This window comes from Caulobacter sp. GW821-FHT10F06, from assembly GCF_058809215.1.
In genome coordinates this window covers 396755-416621 of sequence record NZ_JBXASK010000004.1, presented here as the reverse complement: position 1 = coordinate 416621, position 19867 = coordinate 396755, and the positions used below count along the sequence as shown (strand labels likewise).

Here is a 19867-nt window from a genome sequence, read left to right as displayed (position 1 = left end):
ATGCGTTCACGACGAGAAACGCTCGCCTTGGCGGCCAGCGCGGCCGTGGTCGGCTTCGGCGCCTGGGCTCAAGACGTGAAGACCGCCACCGCCATCACCCAGGTGTTCGGCGAGGGTCAGAAGCTGGTCGCCGTGGCGCTTGAGTACGACCAGCCGATCGACGGCGCCAAGCTGACGCCAGCGACCTTCACGGTCGAGGGGCGCACGATCGTACGGGTGTACGCCAACGCCACGCCCGACCTCACGACCAAGCCCAGCGGCGGCCGTTACATCATCGTCGAGCTGTCGCCGGACGATCCCGACGCCCTGCTGTTGGTCCAGGCTGGACGATCGACGACGCGCAAGCCGGCCAAGGCGTCCGTGGTTCAGGCCAAGCCCGTCGCCGCAGCCTCGGGCCGTGTCTACCCGGCCAGCCCGACCGCGATCACCACCAGCGCGACGCGGAACCTGATCGTCGACGACTTCAAGCCGCTGGTGTTCGAGGACCCGAAGACTGGCGACACCCTGCGCTACAATCTCTTCGTCCCCAAAAACTACGACCCGGCCAAGACCTATCCGCTGGTGCTGTTCATGCACGACGCCGGCACGGTCAGCGCGGCGGTCGACACCACCCTGGTTCAGGGCCTGGGTGCGGTGGCCTGGGCCAGTCCGGCCCAGCAGGCGCGGCAGCAGGCCTTCGTCCTGGCCCCGCAGTACGAGACGGTCGTCGTCAACGACGCCTCCGAGGCCACCAGCCTGCTCGACACCACCGTCCACCTCGTCGAGCAGGTGGCCGGCCAGTATCGGATCGACCATGACCGGCTCTACGCCACCGGCCAGTCGATGGGCGCGATGATGTCGATCGCGATGAACATCAAACACCCGGACCTGTTCGCCGCTTCGCTGATCGTCGCGGGCCAATGGGATCCCGCCCTGGTCAAGCCGCTGGCCAGGGACAAGCTCTTCATCATCGTCTCGCAGGGCGACCTGAAGGCCTATCCCGGCCAGAACGCCATCACCGCCGTGCTCGAAGGCGAGGGGGCCAAGGTCGCCCGGGCGGTCTGGGATGGAACGGCCACGCCCGCGCAATTCGTCGCCGATGTCGCCGCGATCCGGGCCCAGGGCGCGCCGATCCAGTATGTCGCCCTGCGCAAGGGCACCGTCGTTCCGCCGGGTCAGCCCGACAACGGCGGAAGCAATCACGTCAACACCTGGTGCATCGCCTACGCCATCGACGGCGTCCGCGACTGGCTGCTGGCCCAGCATCGATGAGCAAGCCGCCGATGAAGACCCTGCTGCTGGCCGCCGCCCTGGCCTGGGCGACGGCGACGACCGCGCTGGCCGCCGATCCCCTGCGGGCCAGCGCGGCCAAGGTCGACATCACGCCCAGCGACCTGACCGCCCTCAATCCCATCGGCGGCGGGACGTTCGCCCGGGTTCACGATCCGATCTTCGCTCGGGCGCTCTACCTGGAAAGCGGCGCCGACCGAGCCGCGATCGTGGCGCTGGACCTGATCGAGGTTGGCGACATGACGCCCCTGCGCCAGCGGATCGCGCGTGAGGTCGGCGTGCCGTTCGCCGGGGTGATGATCACCGCCACCCACGATCACAGCGCGCCTCGGATCGGCGAGGTCTCGCCCGGCGCCCTGGCCCATCCGGTCGGCCCCGAGTCGCGGGCCTATGCGGCGGCGACCTACGACAAGATCATCGCGGCGCTGAAGCAGGCCAAGGCTTCGGCCCGCCCCGCGCGCTACGGCGTCGGGCGGGGCCATGTCGACGTCAACGTCAACCGCGACGCCTATTCCGCCAAGGGCTGGGCCTTGGGCTTCAGTCCCGACGGGCCGTCCGACAAGACCCTGTGGGTCGCCCGGTTCGAGGAGCCGTCGGGCAAGCCGATCGCGGTGCTGTTCAACTACGCCGTCCACAACGTCGCCACCTTCGGCTCCAACGAGCTGGGCGGCGACCTGTCGGGCGTCGCCGAGCGCTATGTCGAGGACGACCTGGGCGACGGCGCGGTGGCGCTGTGGACCATGGGGGCGGGCGGCGATCAGAACCCCCGTGTCTTCCCGCAGGTCGGCCTGGGCGGCCGCTCTCCCGATCCGGCCCCCGGCCACCAGGCCGCCGAAGCCCAGGGGGTGATGGTCGGCGCCGAGGTGGTGCGTGTCGCGCGCGGCATCGACGCTCTGTCGTCGACGGCGCGCCTGGCGGTCGACGCCCGCGAGGTCGCGTGTCCGACAAAGAAGCCTCTCAACCAGATGGCCGGCATGACCAAGGTCGAGGTTCCGGAGGTCACACTGCGGCTAGGCCTGATCCTGATCGACGACGTCGCCCTGGCCAGCGTCTCGGGCGAGGTCGTCACCAACATCTATGAGCATCTGCGTCGGGTCTCGCCGCTGGCGAACACCATCATGGTCACCCTGGCCAATGACCGCATTGGCTACATCGCCGACGACGCGGCCTATGACCGGCCGATCTTCGAGGTCAACGGCAGCCCCCTGGCGCGCGGCTGCGCCGAGGACGCCATCGTCGACAACTTGGTCGAGATGATCGTCACGCAGCGGCGTTGAGCGAGAGATCGATGATGAGAACCCTGGCCCTCCTGCTGGCGACGATCCTCGCCCTATGGACCGCCTCACCCGCTCGCGCCGAACTGCGGGCGGGCGCCGGCCGGGCCGAGATCCGCATCGCCGCCGATCTGCTGCCGATCCAGGGCTTCTCCGTGCTGCGCGATCCGCTGCAGGCCAGGGTGCTGGTCGTGCAGGGCGACGGCCCGCGCGTCGCCCTGGCGGTGGTCGACCTGACCTCGATCGGCGAGGACGAGGTGGCGGCGATGAAGGCGGTGGTCGCCGACGCGACGGGCGTCGAGCCGACCAACGTGCTGATCTGCGCCAGCCACACCTTCTCGGCTCCCCACATCATGCCGGCGGGGCGACCGTTCCCCGGCCTGGACTCCGCCGCCGAGAAGACCCGGAACGAGATCTTCCGCAGCGCCGTGGCCGACGCCCTGAAAGGCGCCGCGACGACGGCCGCCAGCGGTCTGCGCCCGGCGCGGCTCGGCTTCGGTCGAGGCGTCAGCGACGTCAACATCAACCGCGACCAGCACACGCCCGAGGGCTTCTGGCTGGGCATCGACAGCGCTGGAGCGTCCGACAAGGAGCTCTCGGTGATCCGCATCGAGGACCTTCAGGCCAAGCCCATCGCCATCCTGGCCAACTACGCGGTCCAGCCCTCGGTGATGGACCAGTCGATCGTCGCGGACGGCGGCAAGGCGATCACCGGCGACCTGGCCGGGGCGGCCATGCGGCGGGTGGAGACCCTCTATGGCGAGAGTCTGGTCTCGTTCTTCCTGATCGGCGCGGCCGGCGACCAGGCGCCGCTGTTCAAGGCCAGGCGGGCGGTCGCCGACAAGGACGGCCGCCAGAACCAGGTCGATATCGGCGCCCAAGGCTATCTGCTGGTCGACCTGCTGGGCGAGCGCCTGGCCCAAGATGTCATCCGAACCAGCCAGACGATCCGTGAGCGGACGGATGTCGCCCTCGTCGGCGTGACGCGCGGCGCAGTGACGCTGAAGGGACAGGAGCGGCCCAAGGCGCTGGCCGACCTGCGCCCGACCAGGACCTATGACTATAAGCCCGCCGCCGATATGCCGGCGCCGTTCGTGGTTCTGCGGCTGGGCGACATCGCGGTGGCGGGCGTGCAGGCCGAGCTGTCCAGCGACACCGGCAAGGCGATCAAGCGGGACTCGCCGTTCGCCCACACGATCGTGGCGACCATGGTCGATGGCGCGGCCAAGTACATGCCGGAAGCCGCCAGCTACGACAAGATCACCTACGAGGCGATGAACTCGTCCTACGCCAAGGGCTCGGCGGAGGTGTTGTCGAGCGCGATTCTCAAGGCCCTGAACGCCGCGCGTGCGGCTTCGGATCAGTAGCCGAGCTCGGCCATCGTCACGACGCGTTTCTCGCGGGCGCTGATCTCGGCGGCGACGCCGATGGCGACCGCGCGTAGGCCGTCCTCGGCGGTGACCAGCACCGGTCCGTCGCCGTTCACGGCGGCGAGGAAGGCTTCCAGTTGGTGGAAGGTCGCGCCGTGGTGTGAGCCGGCCTCGAGGGCGGCGGCGTCGACCGCGACGTGGGTCCGGGTGACCTGCTTGGGCTGCAGGAAGCCGACGCGGGGGCTCAGGACCACGTCGCCGCTGGGGATGAACACCTCCAGCTTGGCGATGTCGCCCACCGCGCCGATCTCTTCCTGGTTCTCGGCTCCGTCGGCGAACATGTTGAGGTCGAGCAGGGCCCGCTGGCCGTCAGCGAAATCGACGACGGTGAAGCTGTTGTCGATGATGTCGGGCGTCTGGCCGTCGTAGCGCTCGTCCAGGTGATTGACGTCCATGGCGCCGGAGCAGAACACCCGCACCGGCTCCGCGCCCACGATCAGCCGCATCAGGTCGAAGAAGTGGCAGCACTTCTCGACCATGGTGCCGCCAGTGTTGCGCGAGAAGCGGTTCCAGTCGCCGACCTTGGGCAGGAACGGGAAGCGATGCTCGCGGATCGACAGCTGCACCAGCCGGCCGATCTCGCCGCTATGGACCCGGTCGATGAAGGCCGAGACCGGCGGCATGAAACGGTACTCCATGCCGGTCCAGAACACCTTTTCGTGGGCCTTGGCGCGATCGACCGCCCAGCGGGCGTCCTCCAGCGTGGTGCACAGCGGCTTTTCGCAGAGGATATGCAGGCCGGCGGCGAACAGCGGTTCCAGCACCTCGCGATGCGTGAAGTTCGGTGAGGCGACGATCACGGCGTCGACCAGCCCGCTGGCGGCCAGGGCTTTCGCGGTGTCGAAGGTGGCGACGGTCGGGTCGCCCCCCTCGGTCAGCGCCCACTCCAGCGAGCTGGGGGTCGGGTCGGCCAGGGCGGTCAGCCTGGCGTGCGGCAGCAGGGCCAGGTTGCGGATGTGCTCGCGCCCCATCATGCCCGCGCCGACGATCCCGAAGCGCACCTGCTGCGTCATCTTACTCAAGCTCACTATGAAGAAGCGCCGTCGAGGACCGTGTCCTGCGGCGGTTGAAGACGGGGAATCCAGAGCTGCAGCCAGCCCAGGGCCACCAGATACGAGACCGCCGCGATCAGGAGAAGCGGCAGATAGCCGAGACCGGCGGTCAGGATGCGACCGGCCAGATAGACGATGCCCATGCCCGCGAAGTTGCCGCACAGGGCGCCGAAGCTGGTCACCGTGCCGACGCGGGCCTTGGGGATGACGTCGGTGATGGTGGCGAAGACATTGACCGAGAAGCCCTGGTGAGCGGCCAGGGTCAGGCCCAGCAGCGCCACCGCGATCCAGTGGTTGTGGGCCAGCACGGCCAGCGGCACCGGGGTGACCAGCAGGGCGCAGACCAGCATCGAGCCCTTGCGCACGGTGTTGAGGCTATGGCCGCGCTTGAGCAGTTGTGAAGCGATCCAGCCCGAGCCCACCGAGCCCAGGGCCGCCAGGCCGTAGACGCCGGCCAGGGCGGGGCCCAGCTCCTTCATGGTCAGATCGAACACACGGTGGAAGAAGTCCGGAGCCCAGAACAGCATCAGCCACCAGACCTGGTCCGACATCGCCTTGGCGCCGGCCAGGCCCCAGGTGCGGCGGTCGGCCAGCATGGCGCGGACCTGGCCCTTGTCGGTGGGATCGCGGGCCTCGCGCGGCAGGTCGCTCTTGCGGGCGGCGAAGAACCAGGCGCCGACCCAGACCAGGCCCAGCGCGCCGACGATCACGAACGAGGCGCGCCAGCCGACGGCGATGGCCAGGAACGGCAGGACCAGCGGGGTGACGATGGCGCCGATATTGGCCGCGCCATTGGCGATGCCGAACGCCACCGAGCGCATGCGGTCCGCAAAGAGGGCGCCGATCGCCTTGACCCCGGCGGGCGTGCCCATCGACTCCGTCGCGCCAAGAGCCGCCCGCGCAAAGCCGAACTGGCCGAGCGTGGTGGCCGCGCCGTGGGCCATGGCCGCAAGGCTCCAGGTCAGCACGCCGGCCGGCGCGGCCAGGCGCGCGCCCAGGCGGTCGACAATCCAGCCGGTGAAGGCGAAGGCCACGGCGGCCGAGAACTGGAAGATCGCTGCCAAAGTCCCGTAGTCGGCGTCGGTCCAGCCCAGGTCCTGCTCGATGATCGGCTTGAGGATCGCGATGACCTGCCGGTCGACATAGTTGAGGATGTTGGCCGCGACCATGAAGCCCAGCAGCAGCCAGCGTCGTGTCACGATCGGTCCGGCCGCCGCTGGGGCGGGCGAGGGTGCGCCAAGGGTCATGGCCTCAAAGCTCCAGCGGGGCGTGGTCGAGGCGGGGCAGGACGTGACGGGCGAAGAGATCGGCCTCGGCCTGGTGCGGATAGCCCGACAGGATGAAGGCCTCGATCCCGAGGTCGCGATAGGCGTTCAGCTTGGCCAGCACCTGGTCGGGATCGCCGACGATCGCCGCGCCGCAGCCCGAGCGGGCCCGGCCGATGCCAGTCCACAGATTGTCCTCGACGAAGCCGTCGCCGGCGGCCGCTTCGCGCAGCTCGGCCTGGCGGCGGACGCCGAACGACTGGCTGTCGAGCGAGCGGTTGCGGATCGCCTCGCCGGTCGCCGCATCCAGGCGTGACAGCAGGCGGTCGGCGGCGACGCGGGCCTCTTCCTCGGTGTCGCGGACGACGACGTGGACGCGATAGCCGAACTTCAGCTTGCGGCCGCGCTTCGCCGCTCTGGCGGCGAGGTCGGCGATGGTGTCGCGCACCACCTCCTGGCGGTCGGGCCACATCAGATAGACGTCGGCGCCCTCGGCGGCCGCCTCGCGAGCGTCCTCCGACAGGCCGCCGAAATAGAAGGCCGGGGCGCGGCCCGACACGGTGCGCAGACGCGGCGGATCGAGCTTGAGCTTGTAGAACTCGCCGTCGAAATCGACGCTCTCGCCGTTCAGGAAGGCGCGCAGCAGGGCCATGGCCTCGACGGTGCGTTTGTAGCGCGGACCGCTGGCCAGGGTCTCGCCAGGCAGGTCGCTGGAGATGATGTTCACCGTCAGCCGGCCGCCCAGCATCTGGTCGATGGTCGCCAGCTGGCGGGCCAGTTGCGGCGGCCAGACCTCGCCGATCCGCACCGCCGCCAGCAGGCGCATCCGCTGGAGAAGGGGTGCGATCCCGGCCGCGAAGGCCAGGGTGTCGATCCCCAGGCCATAGCCCGATGGCAGAAGCAGGTTGTCGAACCCGCCTTGTTCGGCCGTCAGGGCGATGTTGCGGCAGTGTTCCCAGCTCGACCGCAGCGCGGGGTCGGGGACGCCGAGAAATTCGTAGTCGTCGTCACAGAGCGCCGAGAACCACGAGACTTCACACGGTGCGGTCAAGCTGGGAGCTCCTGGTCTTATCGGCCGAAGTTGGCGCGCAGGCTGACGCCGACATAGCGTTCGGAATCACGCGGCACTTGTTGGCGGATATAGGTGCTGGGTATTTTCGCCGTCGTATAGAACTCGTCGCCGATGTTCTTGACGATGAATGCCAGGCGATAGCGGTCCTGGCGATCCAGCAGGCTGACGGTCGCGTCCCACAGGTCGAAGCCTTCGGGCGCCGGGCCCAGCACCGGGTTGTTGGCGTTGGGTCGGCTGGCGCCCTGGTGCGAGACCGAGGTGTTCAGCCCGATGTCGAAGGGCAGGGCGGCGGTCTCGATGCGGTAGTCCGCAGCCAGGCTCCAGCGGTATTTCGGCGTGCCAAGCGGCTGACCGTTGACGGCCGAGCAGGTGGCGGGCGAACCGGCCGGGCAGAAGAAGCGCTCGATCTTGGCGTCGGTGTAGCTGGCGCCGCCATTGAGGGTCAGGTTCTTGACCGGACGGGCGACGGCGTCGACTTCCAGGCCCTTGGTCGAGACCTCGCCGGCGTTGACCAGGCGGCTGACGATGGTGCCGGCCACGGTGTCGAAGTTGGTGGTCTGGAAGCCTTTGAACTTGGTCGTGAAGGCCGCCAGGTTCAGAACCAGCCGATGGTCGAACAGGGTGCTCTTCAGGCCGGCCTCATAGGCGTCCGAGGTTTCCGGCTCCAGCGGCAGGGTGTCGAAGGCCTGCATGTTGAAGAACACGTTGATCGCCGGGCCCTTGTAGCCGCGCGAGTAGTTGACGTAGCCGAGCACCGCGTCGGAGAAGTCGTACTGCAGGCCGACGCGGCCCGAGACGCCGTCCGTCGTGGTGGTCCCGGCGGCCGTGAAGGTGGGACGCACGCCCGCCGTTGCGGTCGGGAAGGCCGAGACGCGCTGGAAGTCGAAGCTGATCTGGTCATGCGACCAGCGCAGGCCGGCCACGCCGCGCAGGCGCTTGCTGAAGTTCAGGTTGGCCTGGCCAAAGCCGGCGTAGTTCTCCAGCTCCGTCGTGAAATTGGCCGTGCCGTTCGAGGTCACCGCGAAGGTCGAGGAACCGGTGGCGCAGACCCCGCCGGCCAGGGTGGTGCTGGTGCAAGCGACGTTGGTGCGGTTGAAATAGTTGTCCTGCTTGGTCTTGTAGTAGAAGGCGCCGACCACGTAATCGAGGAAACCGCCGGTCGGCGAGGCCAGCCGGACTTCCTGGGTGAACTGGTGGAAGTCGAGCACGCCGACGTCGCGCGAGGACGCCGTGCCGGTCCGCCAGCCCAGGACCGAGGTGTAGTCGCCGTCGCGGACCTCGGTGTTGCCCCAGCCGCGCCAGGCGGTGATCGAGGTCAGGGTGTAGTCGCCCAGCTTGTAGTCGACCTGGCCCGAATAGCCCCAGCTGCTGTCCTTGGTGACCGGCGCAACGTCGTTGTTGATGTCGCGGTTGCTCGGGCCGACCTTCAGCGGCGCTTCCTGGGCGATGATCGCGTCGCCCGGCGTGGCGTAACCGATGACATCGGCCGAGCCGTTGTCGACGGCGTTGACGGTGTCGGCGATCAGGCTGACCGTCAGGTCGTCGCTGGGGGTCCATTCCAGCTTGCCGCGCACGCCCACGCGCTCGTAGCCGTTGACCTTGGAACCGTCATAGACGTTGGTCGCCGAGCCGTCGTACTTGCCATAGACCGCCGTGACGCCGCCGCGCAGCGTGTCGCTGATCGGGCCCGAAACGCCGGCGCGCAGGCGATACTCGTCGCCCTCGAAATAGCTGGCTTCGGCGAAGCCCTTGGTCGTCGCCGACGGGCGGCGCGTGACGATCGAGACGACGCCGGCCGAGGCGTTCTTGCCGAACAGCGTGCCCTGCGGGCCGCGCAGCACCTCGATGCGCTCGACATCGAAGAAGTCGAAGAAGGCCTGGCCCGAGCGGGCGAACACGACGCCGTCGACCACGGTCGACACGGCCGGCTCCGAGCCCGCCGAGAACGAGGTGGTGCCGATGCCGCGGATGTTCAGCGATGAGTTGACGTTGGTCGTGCCCTTGCGGAACGTCAGCGACGGCACCTGCTGGACCAGCTGTTCGGCCGAGAAGGTCTGGCGTTTTTCCAGGTCCTCGCCGGTGATCACCGTCACGGCGATCGGCACCTTCTGCACGTTCTCCGAGCGGCGCTGGGCGGTGACGACGATCTCGTCCAGGCGGGTGTCGGACGCGTCGGGCGCATCGGCGGCCCAGGCCAGGGCGGGCGCGCTGGAGCCGGCGAGAAGCGCGGCGGCGAGGATCGCGCGATGAGACGCGGGACGGAACAACGACATCAAACACCCCCAAGGTGACTAGGACCGCTCTCTGGCGGCGTGCGGCCGGGGCTTAGCTTGAGGGAATGGAATATCGATACTCATATTTTCCTATAGGATTAATAGGAATTCGAAAAGCGGTGACCAGCCGGTCTCTGCTACGGCGTCGCTCTAAGAGGATCTAAGGAGAGCTTCCCATGGACAGACGCACCCTCCTGGCCGCCGCGCTCGCCGCGCCCGGTCTCGCGACCGCCGCCGCCCAGGCCGCGCCGCGCATCGAAACCGAGATGCTGAAGTTGTGGCCGGCCGGCGCGCCCGGCGGCGAGGGCGTCACGGTCCAGGAGACCGCGCGCGAGGTCGAGGACCAAGGCCGCAAGGGTCGCGACATCTCCGGCGTGCGCGAGCCTCGCCTCAGTCTTCACCGGCCGGCGGGCGGGTCCGACACCGCCATTCTCGTGATCCCGGGCGGGGCCTTCAACCGCGTGGTCTTCGACAAGGAGGGCGAGGAGGTCTGCCGCTGGCTGGCGGGCGCGGGGATCGCGGCCGGCGGGCTGCTTTACCGGCTGCCGGGCGAGGGCTGGGCCAAGGGCGCGGACGTGATGCTGGACGACGCGGCGCGGGCCTTGCGGCTGCTGGCCAAGCGCACCGGCGCGCGCCGGATCGGTGTGCTCGGCTTCTCGGCCGGCGGCACGATCGCCGGAGCCCTGGCCAGCCGCGCCGCCGAGGTCTCCTACGCACCGGTGGACGAGGCCGACGCCGCGCCGCTGCGCATCGACTTTCTCGGCTTGGGCTATGCCTATCTCAACGTGCCGGCCTCGCCGCGCGCGATGCTCTATCGCGGCGCGCCCAAGTTGCCGCCGCCGACCTTCTTCTTCCACGCCGCCGACGATCCCCGCGTGTCGGTCGACAACAGCCTGGAGGCGTTCAAGGCCTGGCGGGCCGCCGGCGCGGAGGCTGCGCTGCACGTCTTCGAGCGCGGCGGCCATGGCTTTGGCCTGCGAACCCCGGCGGGTTCATCGGTCGGTGCGTGGCCAAGTCTCTTCCTGACCTGGCTGAACGCGCTCGGCGCGGCTAAGCCCTGATCCTGTTTTCTTCCCGAGGTCCGAGTCCGATGAGCCTTCCCGATCAAACCCGTCGCCTGGGCCGCAGCGCGCTGGAGGTGTCGCCGCTGGCCTGGGGCATGTGGCGCTTCAAGGGCGAGTCGGTCGACGCCGCCCAGGCCCTGGTCGAGACGGCCCTCGACACGGGCCTGACCCTGCTGGACACCGCCGACATCTATGGCGTCGACACCCCGGCCGGCTTCGGTTCGGCGGAGGCTCTGCTGGGCGCGGTGCTGCGCCAGGCGCCGCATCTGCGCCAGCGGATGGTGCTGGCCTCCAAGGGCGGCATCATTCCCGGCGCGCCCTACGATTCCAGCGCGCTCTATCTGACGGAGGCCTGCGAGGCTTCGCTGACCCGGCTGGGCGTCGAGCGCATCGACCTCTACCAGATCCATCGGCCCGACAGCCTGGCCCATCCGGCCGAGGTCGCCGAGGTGCTGAGCCAACTGCGCGCGGCCGGCAAGATCGGCGAGGTCGGCGTCTCCAACTATTCGCCCGCCCAGGTCGCGGCCCTCCAGGCGCATCTCGACTTCCCGCTGGCCAGCATCCAGCCCGAGTTCTCGGCCCTGGCCATCGATCCGCTGTCGGACGGCATTCTCGACCAGGCGCTGGAGCGAGGCCTGGGCGTGCTCGCCTGGTCGCCCCTAGGGGGCGGACGGTTGGGCGGCGAGGGGACGGACGATCGCGCCCGCGCCGTGATCGTCGCGCTGGACGCCATCGCCGCCGAACAGAGCGTCAGCCGCGCGGCCGTGGCCTATGCCTGGATCATGGCCCATCCGGCCCGACCGATCCCGATCGTCGGGTCGCAAAGCGTCGCGCGCATCCGTCAGGCCGCCGAGGCGCTGACGGTGCGGATGAGTCGCCAGCAGTGGTACGCCGTGCTGACCGCAAGCCGGGGCGTTTCTCTGCCCTGAGGCCGGTCGCGCTAGTCGATAATGGGCAGCCGGACCGTGAACGTGCTGCCCATGCCCTGGCCAGCGCTCTCCACGTCGATGGCGCCGCCGTGCAGGGCGACCAACTGCTTGACCAGCGCCAGGCCGATGCCGAGGCCGCCCTGCGCCTTGGCGAGGTGATCCTCGACCTGGGCGAAGATCTCGAAGATCCGCGATTGCATCTGCGGCGGGATGCCGACCCCTGTGTCGGTGACCCGGATCTCGGCCACGCCGTCGCGGGCGCTGGCGACCAGCGACACCGTTCCGCCCGAAGGCGTGTACTTGGCGGCGTTGTTGAGCAGGTTGGCCACCACCTGGGCCAGGCGCGTATGGTCGGCGTCCAGCCAGATCGCCTCGTCGGGGATCTCGGCGGTGAACGTGTGGCCGCCGGCGTCGATGATGTGCTGGCTGGCCTCGATCGCCGATTGCAGGATGTCGCCCAGCGCCACCCGCTCCTTCTTCAGCGAGATCTTGCCCTGGCTGACGCGCGAAACGTCCAGCAGGTCGTCGACCAGGTGGGAGAGGTGGATCAGCATCCGGTCCATCCGGGTGCGGATGTCCTGCGAGCGCTCGGGCGACAGGTCCTTGGCCAGCAGATGCAGGCCGCCGCTGAGCGCCGCGACCGGATTGCGCAGTTCATGGGCCAGGACCGCCAGGAAGCTGTCCTTGTGGCGATCGGCCCGCCGCAGGGCCTGGGCGGCGGCCTCCAGTTCGTCGCGCTGGCGCTCGATCTGCTGGCGCTGGCGATGGAGGTCGAAGAAGACGTTGGCCTTGCTGCGCAGGACGTCGGCCTCGATCGGCTTCTGGATGAAGTCGACCGCGCCAGCCTCGTAGCCGCGAAAGCGGCGCAGGTTGTCGGCGGTGCCGGCGGTTACGAAGATGATCGGAATATGCCGGGCGCGCTCGTTGCCGCGCATGTATTCGGCCAGCTGGAAGCCGTCCATGCCGGGCATCTGAACGTCCAGCAGCGCCAGGGCGACGTCGTGCACCAGCAGAAGCTCGAGGGCCTCCTCGCCCGAGCGCGCCTTCAGGCAGGTCAGGCCCTCGCGCTGAAGCAGGGCCTCCAACGCCAGCAGGTTCTCTTCGAGGTCATCGACGAGGAGGAAGTTGATCGGCTTTTCCGCGACCATCATGCGGTCCTCAAACTCGACAGGTAGGACGCGATCGCATCCAGGTTCATGCGTTGCGCGGAAGGACAGGCCTCCAGCGCCGACAGGGGCATGGCCGACGCATAGGCCCCGGCGGGGTCCTCGACCAGCGCCGCGCCGCCCGCATCGACGATCGCCCTGAGGCCCGCGGCGCCGTCGTGGTTGGCGCCGGTCAGGATCACGCCGACCAGCCCGGGTCCATAGGCGTCGGCGGCGCTTTCGAACAACACGTCGATCGACGGGCGCGAATAGTTCACCGCCTCGTCGGTCGACAGGGCGAGGCTGCCGTCGGTCTCGACCAGCAGATGATAGTCGGACGGGGCGAAATAGACCACGCCGGCGGTCACCGGCTCCTTGTCCTCGGCTTCCCGCACCGCGATCTCGCACTTGGCCTGCAGCAGCGGCACCAGCATGTTGTCGCGATCCGGCGGCACGTGGACGACCACCAGCAAGGGCAAGGGGTAGTCGGCCGGCAGGGCGGGCAGGATGGTCAGCAGCGCCTGGACCGCGCCGGCCGACGCGCCGAGGACGACCGCTCTGATCGGCTCCCCGCTCACGGTTCGCGCCTTTGATAGATCTTTTCGACCGGCACGAAGTCGGAGAAGGCCGCGACATGGCTGGAGAACCGCAGGCTCTCCTTCGAACCCAGGCCCAGGAAGCCCTTGCGCGCCAGCGAGTCCCGGAAGAGGCCGATGGCCCGGTCCTGCAGCGGACGATCGAAATAGATCATCACGTTGCGGCACGAGATCAGGTGCATCTCGGCGAAGACGGCGTCGGTCACCAGGCTGTGGTCGGAGAACACCACGCGGTTGCGCAGCGTCTTGTCGAAGGCCGCGCGGCCATAGGCGGCGGTGTAGTAGTCCGACAGCGAAGACTTGCCGCCCGACTTCTGATGGTTCTCGGTGAACTTGCGGATACGGTCGAGCGAATAGACGCCGGCCTCCGCCGCGCTCAGCGCCGCCGGATTGATGTCGGTGGCGTAGAACAGGGTCCGCTCGTAGAGGCCCTCCTCGCGGAACAGGATGGCCAGGGAATAGAGTTCCTCGCCCTCGCTGCAGCCGGCGATCCACACCTTCAGTGACGGATAGGTGCGAAGGTGCGGCAGCACCTTCTCGCGCAGCGCCCGGAAGTAGGACGGGTCGCGAAACATCTCGCTGACCTGCACGGTGAGGTAGCCGAGCAGGCGCGGCAGGGCGGCTGGATCGTGCAGCACCCGCTCCTGCATCGCCGAGATGCTGGCAAAGCCCAGCTGGTCGCGGGCCTGGACCAGCCGCCGCTTGATCGACGCCCGGGCATAGTGGCGGAAGTCGTAGTGATAGCGCTGATAGAGCGCCTCCAGCAGCAGCTGGATCTCAAGGTCCTCGATGGCTTCAGGCACGGATCACGCTCACCGGGGCATCCAGACACGGACCAGCGACAGCAGTTTGTCCACATCGATGGGCTTGGCCATGTAGTCGTTGGCGCCGGCCGCGATGCACTTTTCCTGGTCGTCGGGCATGGCCTTGGCGGTCAGCATCAGAATCGGCAGCTTGGCCCACTTGGCGTCGCCGCGAATCTGCCGCGTCGCGGTCAGGCCGTCCATGACCGGCATCATCACGTCCATCAACACCAGGTCGATGGCGCGCGAGGGATCCTCGGCCGAGCGGGCCAGGGCTGCGATCGCCTCCTGGCCGTTGCGGGCGATCTCGACGACGGCCCCGCGCGGCTCCAGCACGTTGGACAGCGAATAGACGTTGCGGATGTCGTCCTCGACGATCAGCACGCGGCGGCCCTCCAGCACGGCGTCGCGGTTGCGGGCCTTCTGGATCATCTTCTGCTGCTCGGGCGGCAGCTCGGACACCACCTGGTGCAGGAACAGCGACACCTCGTCGAGCAGGCGCTCGGGCGACTTGGCGCCCTTGATGATGATCGAGCTGGAATAGCGGCGCAGCCGCTGCTCGTCGTCGGCCGACAGATCGTGGCCGGTATAGACGATGACCGGCGGGAAGGCGTGGCCGCCGTCCTGGCTGATCGTCTCCAGCAGCGAATAGCCAGAGGCGTCCGGCAGGGAGAGGTCCAGCACCATGCAGTCGAAGGTGTTCTGCTTGAGCTGCTCCAGGCACTCGGCCGCGGTGCCGACGCCGATCGTTTCGACATCGCCAGAGGTCAGCAGCCTGCCGACCGCCTCGCGCTGAACGGCGTCGTCCTCGACGATCAGCACCCGCCGCACCGTGCTGGCCAGTTTCGATTGCAGGGTCTTGAGCACCTCGGCCAGTTCGTCGCGCTTGACTGGCTTGACCAAGTAGCCGATCGCGCCGAGCGACAGGGCGGTCTGGCTGTGGTCGTTGGCTGAGACCACGTGGATCGGGATATGACGGGTCGCGTCGTCGCGCTTGAGGCGATCCAGCACCATCAGGCCCGACTCGTCGGGCAGGCCCACGTCCAGCACCACGGCGCTGGGCTTGTACTGCTTGGCCAGCTTCAGGGCCTCTTCGGCCGTGCCGGCCACCAGGCAGTGGAAGCCGATCTCGTGGGAGAGGTCGCGCACGATGCTGGCGAACTTGTCGTCGTCCTCGACGATCAGCAACACGCGGCGGCCGTTGGTCAGCTGATCGCGATCGTCCTCGACCGTCTGGGGCAAGGGCTTGGCGCGCCGCGACCGCGCCGGCGCGGCGATGGCGGGCGCGACCTCGACCGGCAGGGGCTGCTCGCGCGGTCCCACGCGCGCCGGGTCGTAGGCGCGCGGGATGGTGATCGTGAAGGTGCTGCCTTCGCCGGGCCGGCTCGCCAGCGTGATCGCGCCGCCCAGCAGGCGGGCCAGCTCGCGCGAGATCGACAGGCCCAGGCCCGTGCCGCCATAGCGACGGCTGATGGTGCCGTCGGCCTGGCGGAAGGCTTCGAAGATGCTGTCCTGCTGCTCGCGCGGCACGCCGATGCCGGTGTCGGTCACCGCGAAGGCGAGGCTGTCGGCGCCCGCCGGCGAGATCTTCAGCCGCACGCCGCCGGTCTCGGTGAACTTGAAGGCGTTCGACAGCAGGTTCTTGAGGATCTGTTCCAGACGCTGGCGGTCGGTCTCGATCAGCGCCGGCGCGCCGGCGGCGACCTCGATCTCGAAGTCCAGCTTGCGCTCGTCGGCCACCGGCTGGAACAGCTGGCGCAGGTCGTTCGTCAGACGCTGGACCGCGACGCTCTCGGGGCGCACCTCGATATGGCCCGCCTCGATCTTCGACAGGTCGAGGATGTCGTTGATCAGCACCAGCAGGTCATTGCCCGACGAGGCGATGGTCTGGGCGAACTTGACCTGCTCGCCCGAGAGATTGCCGTCGGGATTGTCGCTGAGCAGCTTGGACAGGATCAGCAGCGAGTTCAGCGGCGTGCGCAGCTCGTGGGACATGTTGGCCAGGAAGTCGGACTTGTACTGGCTGGCCTGGGCCAGCTCGCGCGCCTTCAGGGCCACCGCCGCGCCGGTCCGCTCCAGCTCGTCGCGCTGGGTTTCCAGCGTCTGGGCTTGTTCCTCCAGCTGGCTGTTGGTCTGTTCCAGTTCGACCTGCTGCTGCTCCAGCCGCGCCTGCGATTCCTTCAGCGCCCGGCCCTGCTCTTCCAGTTCCTCGTTGGAGACCCGCAGCTCCTCGCTCTGGACCTGCAGCTCCTCGGCCTGGCGCTGGGTTTCCTCCAGCACGTTCTGCAGTTCGGAGCGATAGCGCGCCGAGCGCAGGGCGATGCCGATCGACGCCGAGGCTTGGTCGAGCAGCTCGATCACGCGATCGTCGACGGCGTGCAGGAAGCCCAGTTCGATGACGGCGTTGACCATCTCGTCGGCATGGGCGGGCACCAGCACCAGATGCCGCGGCTTGTCGCGGCCCAGCGCCGAGCCGATGGTGAGGTAGCCCTCGGGCACGTCGCGGACGACCATCGTCCGCCCGTCGGCGGCGACCTTGCCCAGCAGCCCTTCCTTGACGCCGAAGCGCAGCGGAACATCCGCGTCGGCGGCGATGCCCAAGGCGGCGGCGCGGTAGAATTGGCCGCTCTCGCCTTTGAACAGCGCGCCGGCCTGAGCGCCGAGATATTGCGACAGGAAGCTCAGGATGCTGTCGCTCAGCTCGGCCACCGACTGGTCGCCCATCATCGCGTCGGAAAGTCCGACCTGGCCCGACTGCAGCCATTCCTGACGGGCGCGAGCCCGGGTGCTGCGGCGGATCAGCACGTAGACGACGGCCGTTAGCGCCGCGCCCAGCAGGCCCGACAGCACGCCGCTGGCCAGCGCCGTGCCATAGGCCGCGTCCATCTCGGCGACGCGGATTTGACGCAGGCGGTTTTCTTCCTGCCGCATCACGTCCAGCTGGGTGCGGACGGCGTCCATCTCGACCTTGCCGCGATCGGTGGTGACGACCGACAGCGCAGCCTCGACGCCCTTGGTGCGGCGCAGGCCGATGGTTTCCTCCAGCTCGGCCAGCTTGGCGTCGAGGTGGCGCTGGACCTTGTTGAGATTGGCCTGCTGGGTCGGGTTGTCCTTGGTCAGCGACCGGACGGTCTCGATCCGCGAGATCACGTCCGCGACCGCGCTCTGATAGGGCTCCAGATAGCGGTCGTTGCCGGTCAGCAGATAGCCGCGCTGGCCGGTCTCCGCGTCCTGGGTGGTCGACAGCAAGTCGTCGATCGAGATCAGCACCTGATGGGTGTGCCGGATCTTCTCGTTGTTGACCCGCAGCACCTCGATGTTGCGATAGGCGATGACGCCGCTGATCAGGAAGAAGGCCAGCACCAGCGCCAGACCCAGCGTCGTCCAGCTTTCCACTTTCGAGCGGGGGGACAGCGCGCCACGCGGTTCGATCAGCGACATGGGATTCTCAAGATGAAGGGTGTTCGACACGGCTCGCTCGGCCAAGGCCGCGAAGCGAACGATTAGGCGGGCTCAGCGAGCTCCGGCCGGCGGCGCGACCGGGACTGCAGCGGCCGTTGGGACAGGGAAAAGCGCCGTTACGCTCCGCGACTCTGGACTGTTCTCGCCTACGCTCGGCGACGCCAAAAACTCGACAAACACCCGGAAACCCCCGACCGCGCGCCCCTCGCGCGGTCCGTGTAACGGTCCGCAAAGGCAAAGGTTCCATCGCGTTTGTCGCTCCAAGTTGGGTCTGTCCAGGCAAGTAATTGAAATCGTTGAAAACCGGACAACGGTACAAACCAAGCAAACAACCTAACGCTGGCCCAAAGGGGCCCCTAAACAACCTAACACTGACCCAATCGGTGCGCGGCGAGCTTTGCTTGAAGGCCGCGCGCCTATGCGGTATTCCAATGATACGGCTTCGGCCGCCGGATCATTGGATCCACGCCCCGGCAACGGGGCCAATCTGCCGCAAGCTCACATCATGCTGCTCCACCTTGCGGGAACAGCTCGGCGAAGTGCTCCTCGACCTCTCGCCTTTGCCAAAAGGGTCCCAGGCATCTCGCTATGCCCTGATCAGCACTGAGGCTGTCACGCATGGTCGGGGATACCCGCCAGCGCCATGCGATCTCGCGCGACGAAATCAGCTCGCGGCCAAACTGTTCGATGGCCGCCGCTGGGAGCTCCGCGCCAAGATGGCCGTTGCACAGTAGCCACGACAGATCCCTCGGAAAGCAGTTGAGGTACTGCTCGGCTTCGCCGCGGCTGAAAGTCTGCTGGGTTAGCGACGCCGAGATGGGCGCCGGTATGTTGAGGAGGTCCTGTCGCTGGCCGCAAACCAGCGCGCGAGCTAGCTCCCTTGAAATACGCAGGTCCTTGATACGTAGAGGACCGCCCATGCCATCGTCGGCGTAAAGCTTCAGATCGCGGCCGAGCGCGGCGCCAATAATCGTGCTCCAAGGCTTCGGCTGGCCTCCAATCCCGTGGAAGGTGTCCTCAAGCGACACCGTCTCAAGTCCATATGGCGTAAAATGGAGAACCGACTGCAGGCGCGAGACGAACCGGGAGACGTCCTGCTCGTCCAGTTGCGGCGGAGGATGAAATGCACCGACAAAGGGGCAAGCATTCTCCGTTAGCAGTCCGGCGCCGCATAGCTGGAGTACGCCGCCGACTGGGATTTGATAGGTCCGAGAAAACTCCCGAACAGAGGCTCGCCGAGCCAGGCTGGCTGCGATCCTCGTCACCGTATCCTTCGGCAACCAGTCGTATTTTCGCTCGCTCCCCCGTGTATTTACGGGGGTGAGGAGACCGCTGTCCACGAGCGTGCGGACGCCGCGGTTTTCGATCCTCATGACTTCCGCAGCCTCGCGGACAGTCAGGCAGTCAGCCGCCTCGCGCTCACGTTTCAGGCGCTGGATGCCGTGACGGCAGGGCTCCCAATCCGAAAGAAGTCTGTCGAACATGCGCAGACATTCAGGAGCGTGTGCGACACCTAGGCGCATTCTACTGAGCATCGGCATCTCCCGACCTCGTGCGGGGCCAGAGAACTCGTCAAGCGAGTACGGATACTGGTGAAAAAGGACCACGGCCTCGGCGAGGTATTTGGTCTGCGCAACTGATGAGGATTTGTCGAACGTGCGAAGCGCCTTCCACTTCGCAAGGACGCGAGCGACCAGGTAGATGAGGCGGAAAACATCTACACGCCGCTCGCCGGCCAAAGCGACTGGGAGGCCCAGATCGGGAGCTATCGTCGCGTTTGGCGCCACGACGGCAAGGTCGGCGAGGAAGGCCAGCCCCTGACGGGCTGCATGCGGCACTTTCTCTGTCTTGGCCCTCCGAAGATCAAAGTCGCAACTTTCGCATAGGTGTACTTCTCGGGCGGCCGGCCAACCCAGCTCGTGGCTGCAGGACGGACACTTTCCCACGAGTAAGTCCCAGGTTGATGGGCAATGCGGTAGGCGGGCGATGGACCATGCGAACCTGTGGTGGAGACTCACGGAAAGGCCCTTGGGAGAGATGCGCCTCTTGTTCCAATGGAGCTCGCGGCGATAGTCATCGCCAAGGCTGCGGGCCACGAGAGCGCCTAGTTCGTCGTGAGTTAGGCCCATGCGCCAGGCAAGAGAGCCATCGTCATTGAGGGCCTGGTGCAGATCGGTAGCGACCGTCCGCGCAAACCCTACCGCTCGAAGGAAATGTCGCCGGCTCTCGAAGC

At 67.9% G+C, this 19867-nt stretch carries 14 protein-coding genes; 5 read left to right on the top strand and 9 right to left on the bottom strand.

Features of this window, described 5'->3' with window-relative positions:
* Genes AC1RUS_RS11340 through AC1RUS_RS11330 form a run of 3 tightly spaced genes read left to right on the top strand, consistent with a single transcriptional unit; the run spans nt 1 to nt 3910 of the window.
* Nucleotides 1–1251: an alpha/beta hydrolase-fold protein gene (locus tag AC1RUS_RS11340; protein ID WP_492916052.1), complete on the top strand. Its 1251-nt coding sequence runs from the start codon at nt 1–3 to the stop codon at nt 1249–1251.
* Nucleotides 1248–2546, top strand: coding sequence for a neutral/alkaline non-lysosomal ceramidase N-terminal domain-containing protein (locus AC1RUS_RS11335; protein ID WP_492916050.1), 1299 nt, complete (start codon nt 1248–1250; stop codon nt 2544–2546). The genes AC1RUS_RS11340 and AC1RUS_RS11335 overlap by 4 nt, the downstream gene beginning before the upstream one ends.
* An 11-nt stretch (nt 2547–2557) precedes the next feature.
* The gene (locus tag AC1RUS_RS11330) at nt 2558–3910 is read left to right on the top strand and encodes a hypothetical protein (protein ID WP_492916048.1); all 1353 of its coding nucleotides are present in this window, start codon (nt 2558–2560) and stop codon (nt 3908–3910) included.
* Here AC1RUS_RS11330 and AC1RUS_RS11325 read toward each other — a convergent pair.
* The 4 genes from AC1RUS_RS11325 to AC1RUS_RS11310 are packed head-to-tail and all read right to left on the bottom strand — an operon-like array spanning nt 3904 to nt 9635.
* Complete coding sequence (locus tag AC1RUS_RS11325; RefSeq protein WP_492916302.1) at nt 3904–4986, bottom strand: Gfo/Idh/MocA family protein; 1083 nt, start codon at nt 4984–4986, stop codon at nt 3904–3906. The genes AC1RUS_RS11330 and AC1RUS_RS11325 overlap by 7 nt on opposite strands.
* A 14-nt stretch (nt 4987–5000) precedes the next feature.
* Nucleotides 5001–6272: an MFS transporter gene (locus AC1RUS_RS11320; RefSeq protein ID WP_492916046.1), complete on the bottom strand. Its 1272-nt coding sequence runs from the start codon at nt 6270–6272 to the stop codon at nt 5001–5003.
* Nucleotides 6273–6276: 4 nt separating this feature from the next.
* A complete protein-coding gene (locus AC1RUS_RS11315) occupies nt 6277–7341 on the bottom strand; it encodes an LLM class flavin-dependent oxidoreductase (protein ID WP_492916044.1) in 1065 nt (354 codons plus the stop codon).
* Between the two features lie 17 nt (nt 7342–7358).
* Nucleotides 7359–9635 carry a TonB-dependent receptor gene (locus AC1RUS_RS11310; RefSeq protein WP_492916042.1) on the bottom strand — a complete coding sequence of 759 codons (2277 nt, stop codon included), beginning with the start codon at nt 9633–9635 and terminating at the stop codon, nt 7359–7361.
* A 176-nt stretch (nt 9636–9811) separates the two neighbouring features.
* On the opposite strand from AC1RUS_RS11310, the gene AC1RUS_RS11305 reads away from it, so the two are divergent.
* Both AC1RUS_RS11305 and AC1RUS_RS11300 read left to right on the top strand, forming a co-directional pair.
* On the top strand, nt 9812–10696 hold the full coding sequence (locus AC1RUS_RS11305) for an alpha/beta hydrolase (protein ID WP_492916040.1): 885 nt from the start codon (nt 9812–9814) through the stop codon (nt 10694–10696).
* 29 nt (nt 10697–10725) lie between these two features.
* Nucleotides 10726–11628: an aldo/keto reductase gene (locus tag AC1RUS_RS11300; RefSeq protein WP_492916038.1), complete on the top strand. Its 903-nt coding sequence runs from the start codon at nt 10726–10728 to the stop codon at nt 11626–11628.
* Between the two features lie 11 nt (nt 11629–11639).
* On the opposite strand, the gene AC1RUS_RS11295 is transcribed toward AC1RUS_RS11300, so the two are convergent.
* The 5 genes from AC1RUS_RS11295 to AC1RUS_RS11275 all read right to left on the bottom strand — a co-directional run bounded on the left by AC1RUS_RS11295 (nt 11640) and on the right by AC1RUS_RS11275 (nt 19472).
* A complete protein-coding gene (locus AC1RUS_RS11295; RefSeq protein WP_492916036.1) occupies nt 11640–12779 on the bottom strand; it encodes a hybrid sensor histidine kinase/response regulator in 1140 nt (379 codons plus the stop codon).
* On the bottom strand, nt 12776–13351 hold the full coding sequence (locus AC1RUS_RS11290) for a chemotaxis protein CheB (RefSeq protein WP_492916034.1): 576 nt from the start codon (nt 13349–13351) through the stop codon (nt 12776–12778). Before AC1RUS_RS11290 ends, AC1RUS_RS11295 begins: the two co-directional genes overlap by 4 nt.
* On the bottom strand, nt 13348–14172 hold the full coding sequence (locus AC1RUS_RS11285; RefSeq protein ID WP_492916032.1) for a CheR family methyltransferase: 825 nt from the start codon (nt 14170–14172) through the stop codon (nt 13348–13350). Before AC1RUS_RS11285 ends, AC1RUS_RS11290 begins: the two co-directional genes overlap by 4 nt.
* A 9-nt stretch (nt 14173–14181) precedes the next feature.
* Nucleotides 14182–17613, bottom strand: a complete 3432-nt coding sequence (locus tag AC1RUS_RS11280) for a response regulator (protein ID WP_492916030.1) — start codon at nt 17611–17613, stop codon at nt 14182–14184.
* A gap of 524 nt (nt 17614–18137) precedes the next feature.
* Nucleotides 18138–19472, bottom strand: a complete 1335-nt coding sequence (locus tag AC1RUS_RS11275; protein ID WP_492916028.1) for a hypothetical protein — start codon at nt 19470–19472, stop codon at nt 18138–18140.
* Nucleotides 19473–19867: the final 395 nt, after the last annotated feature.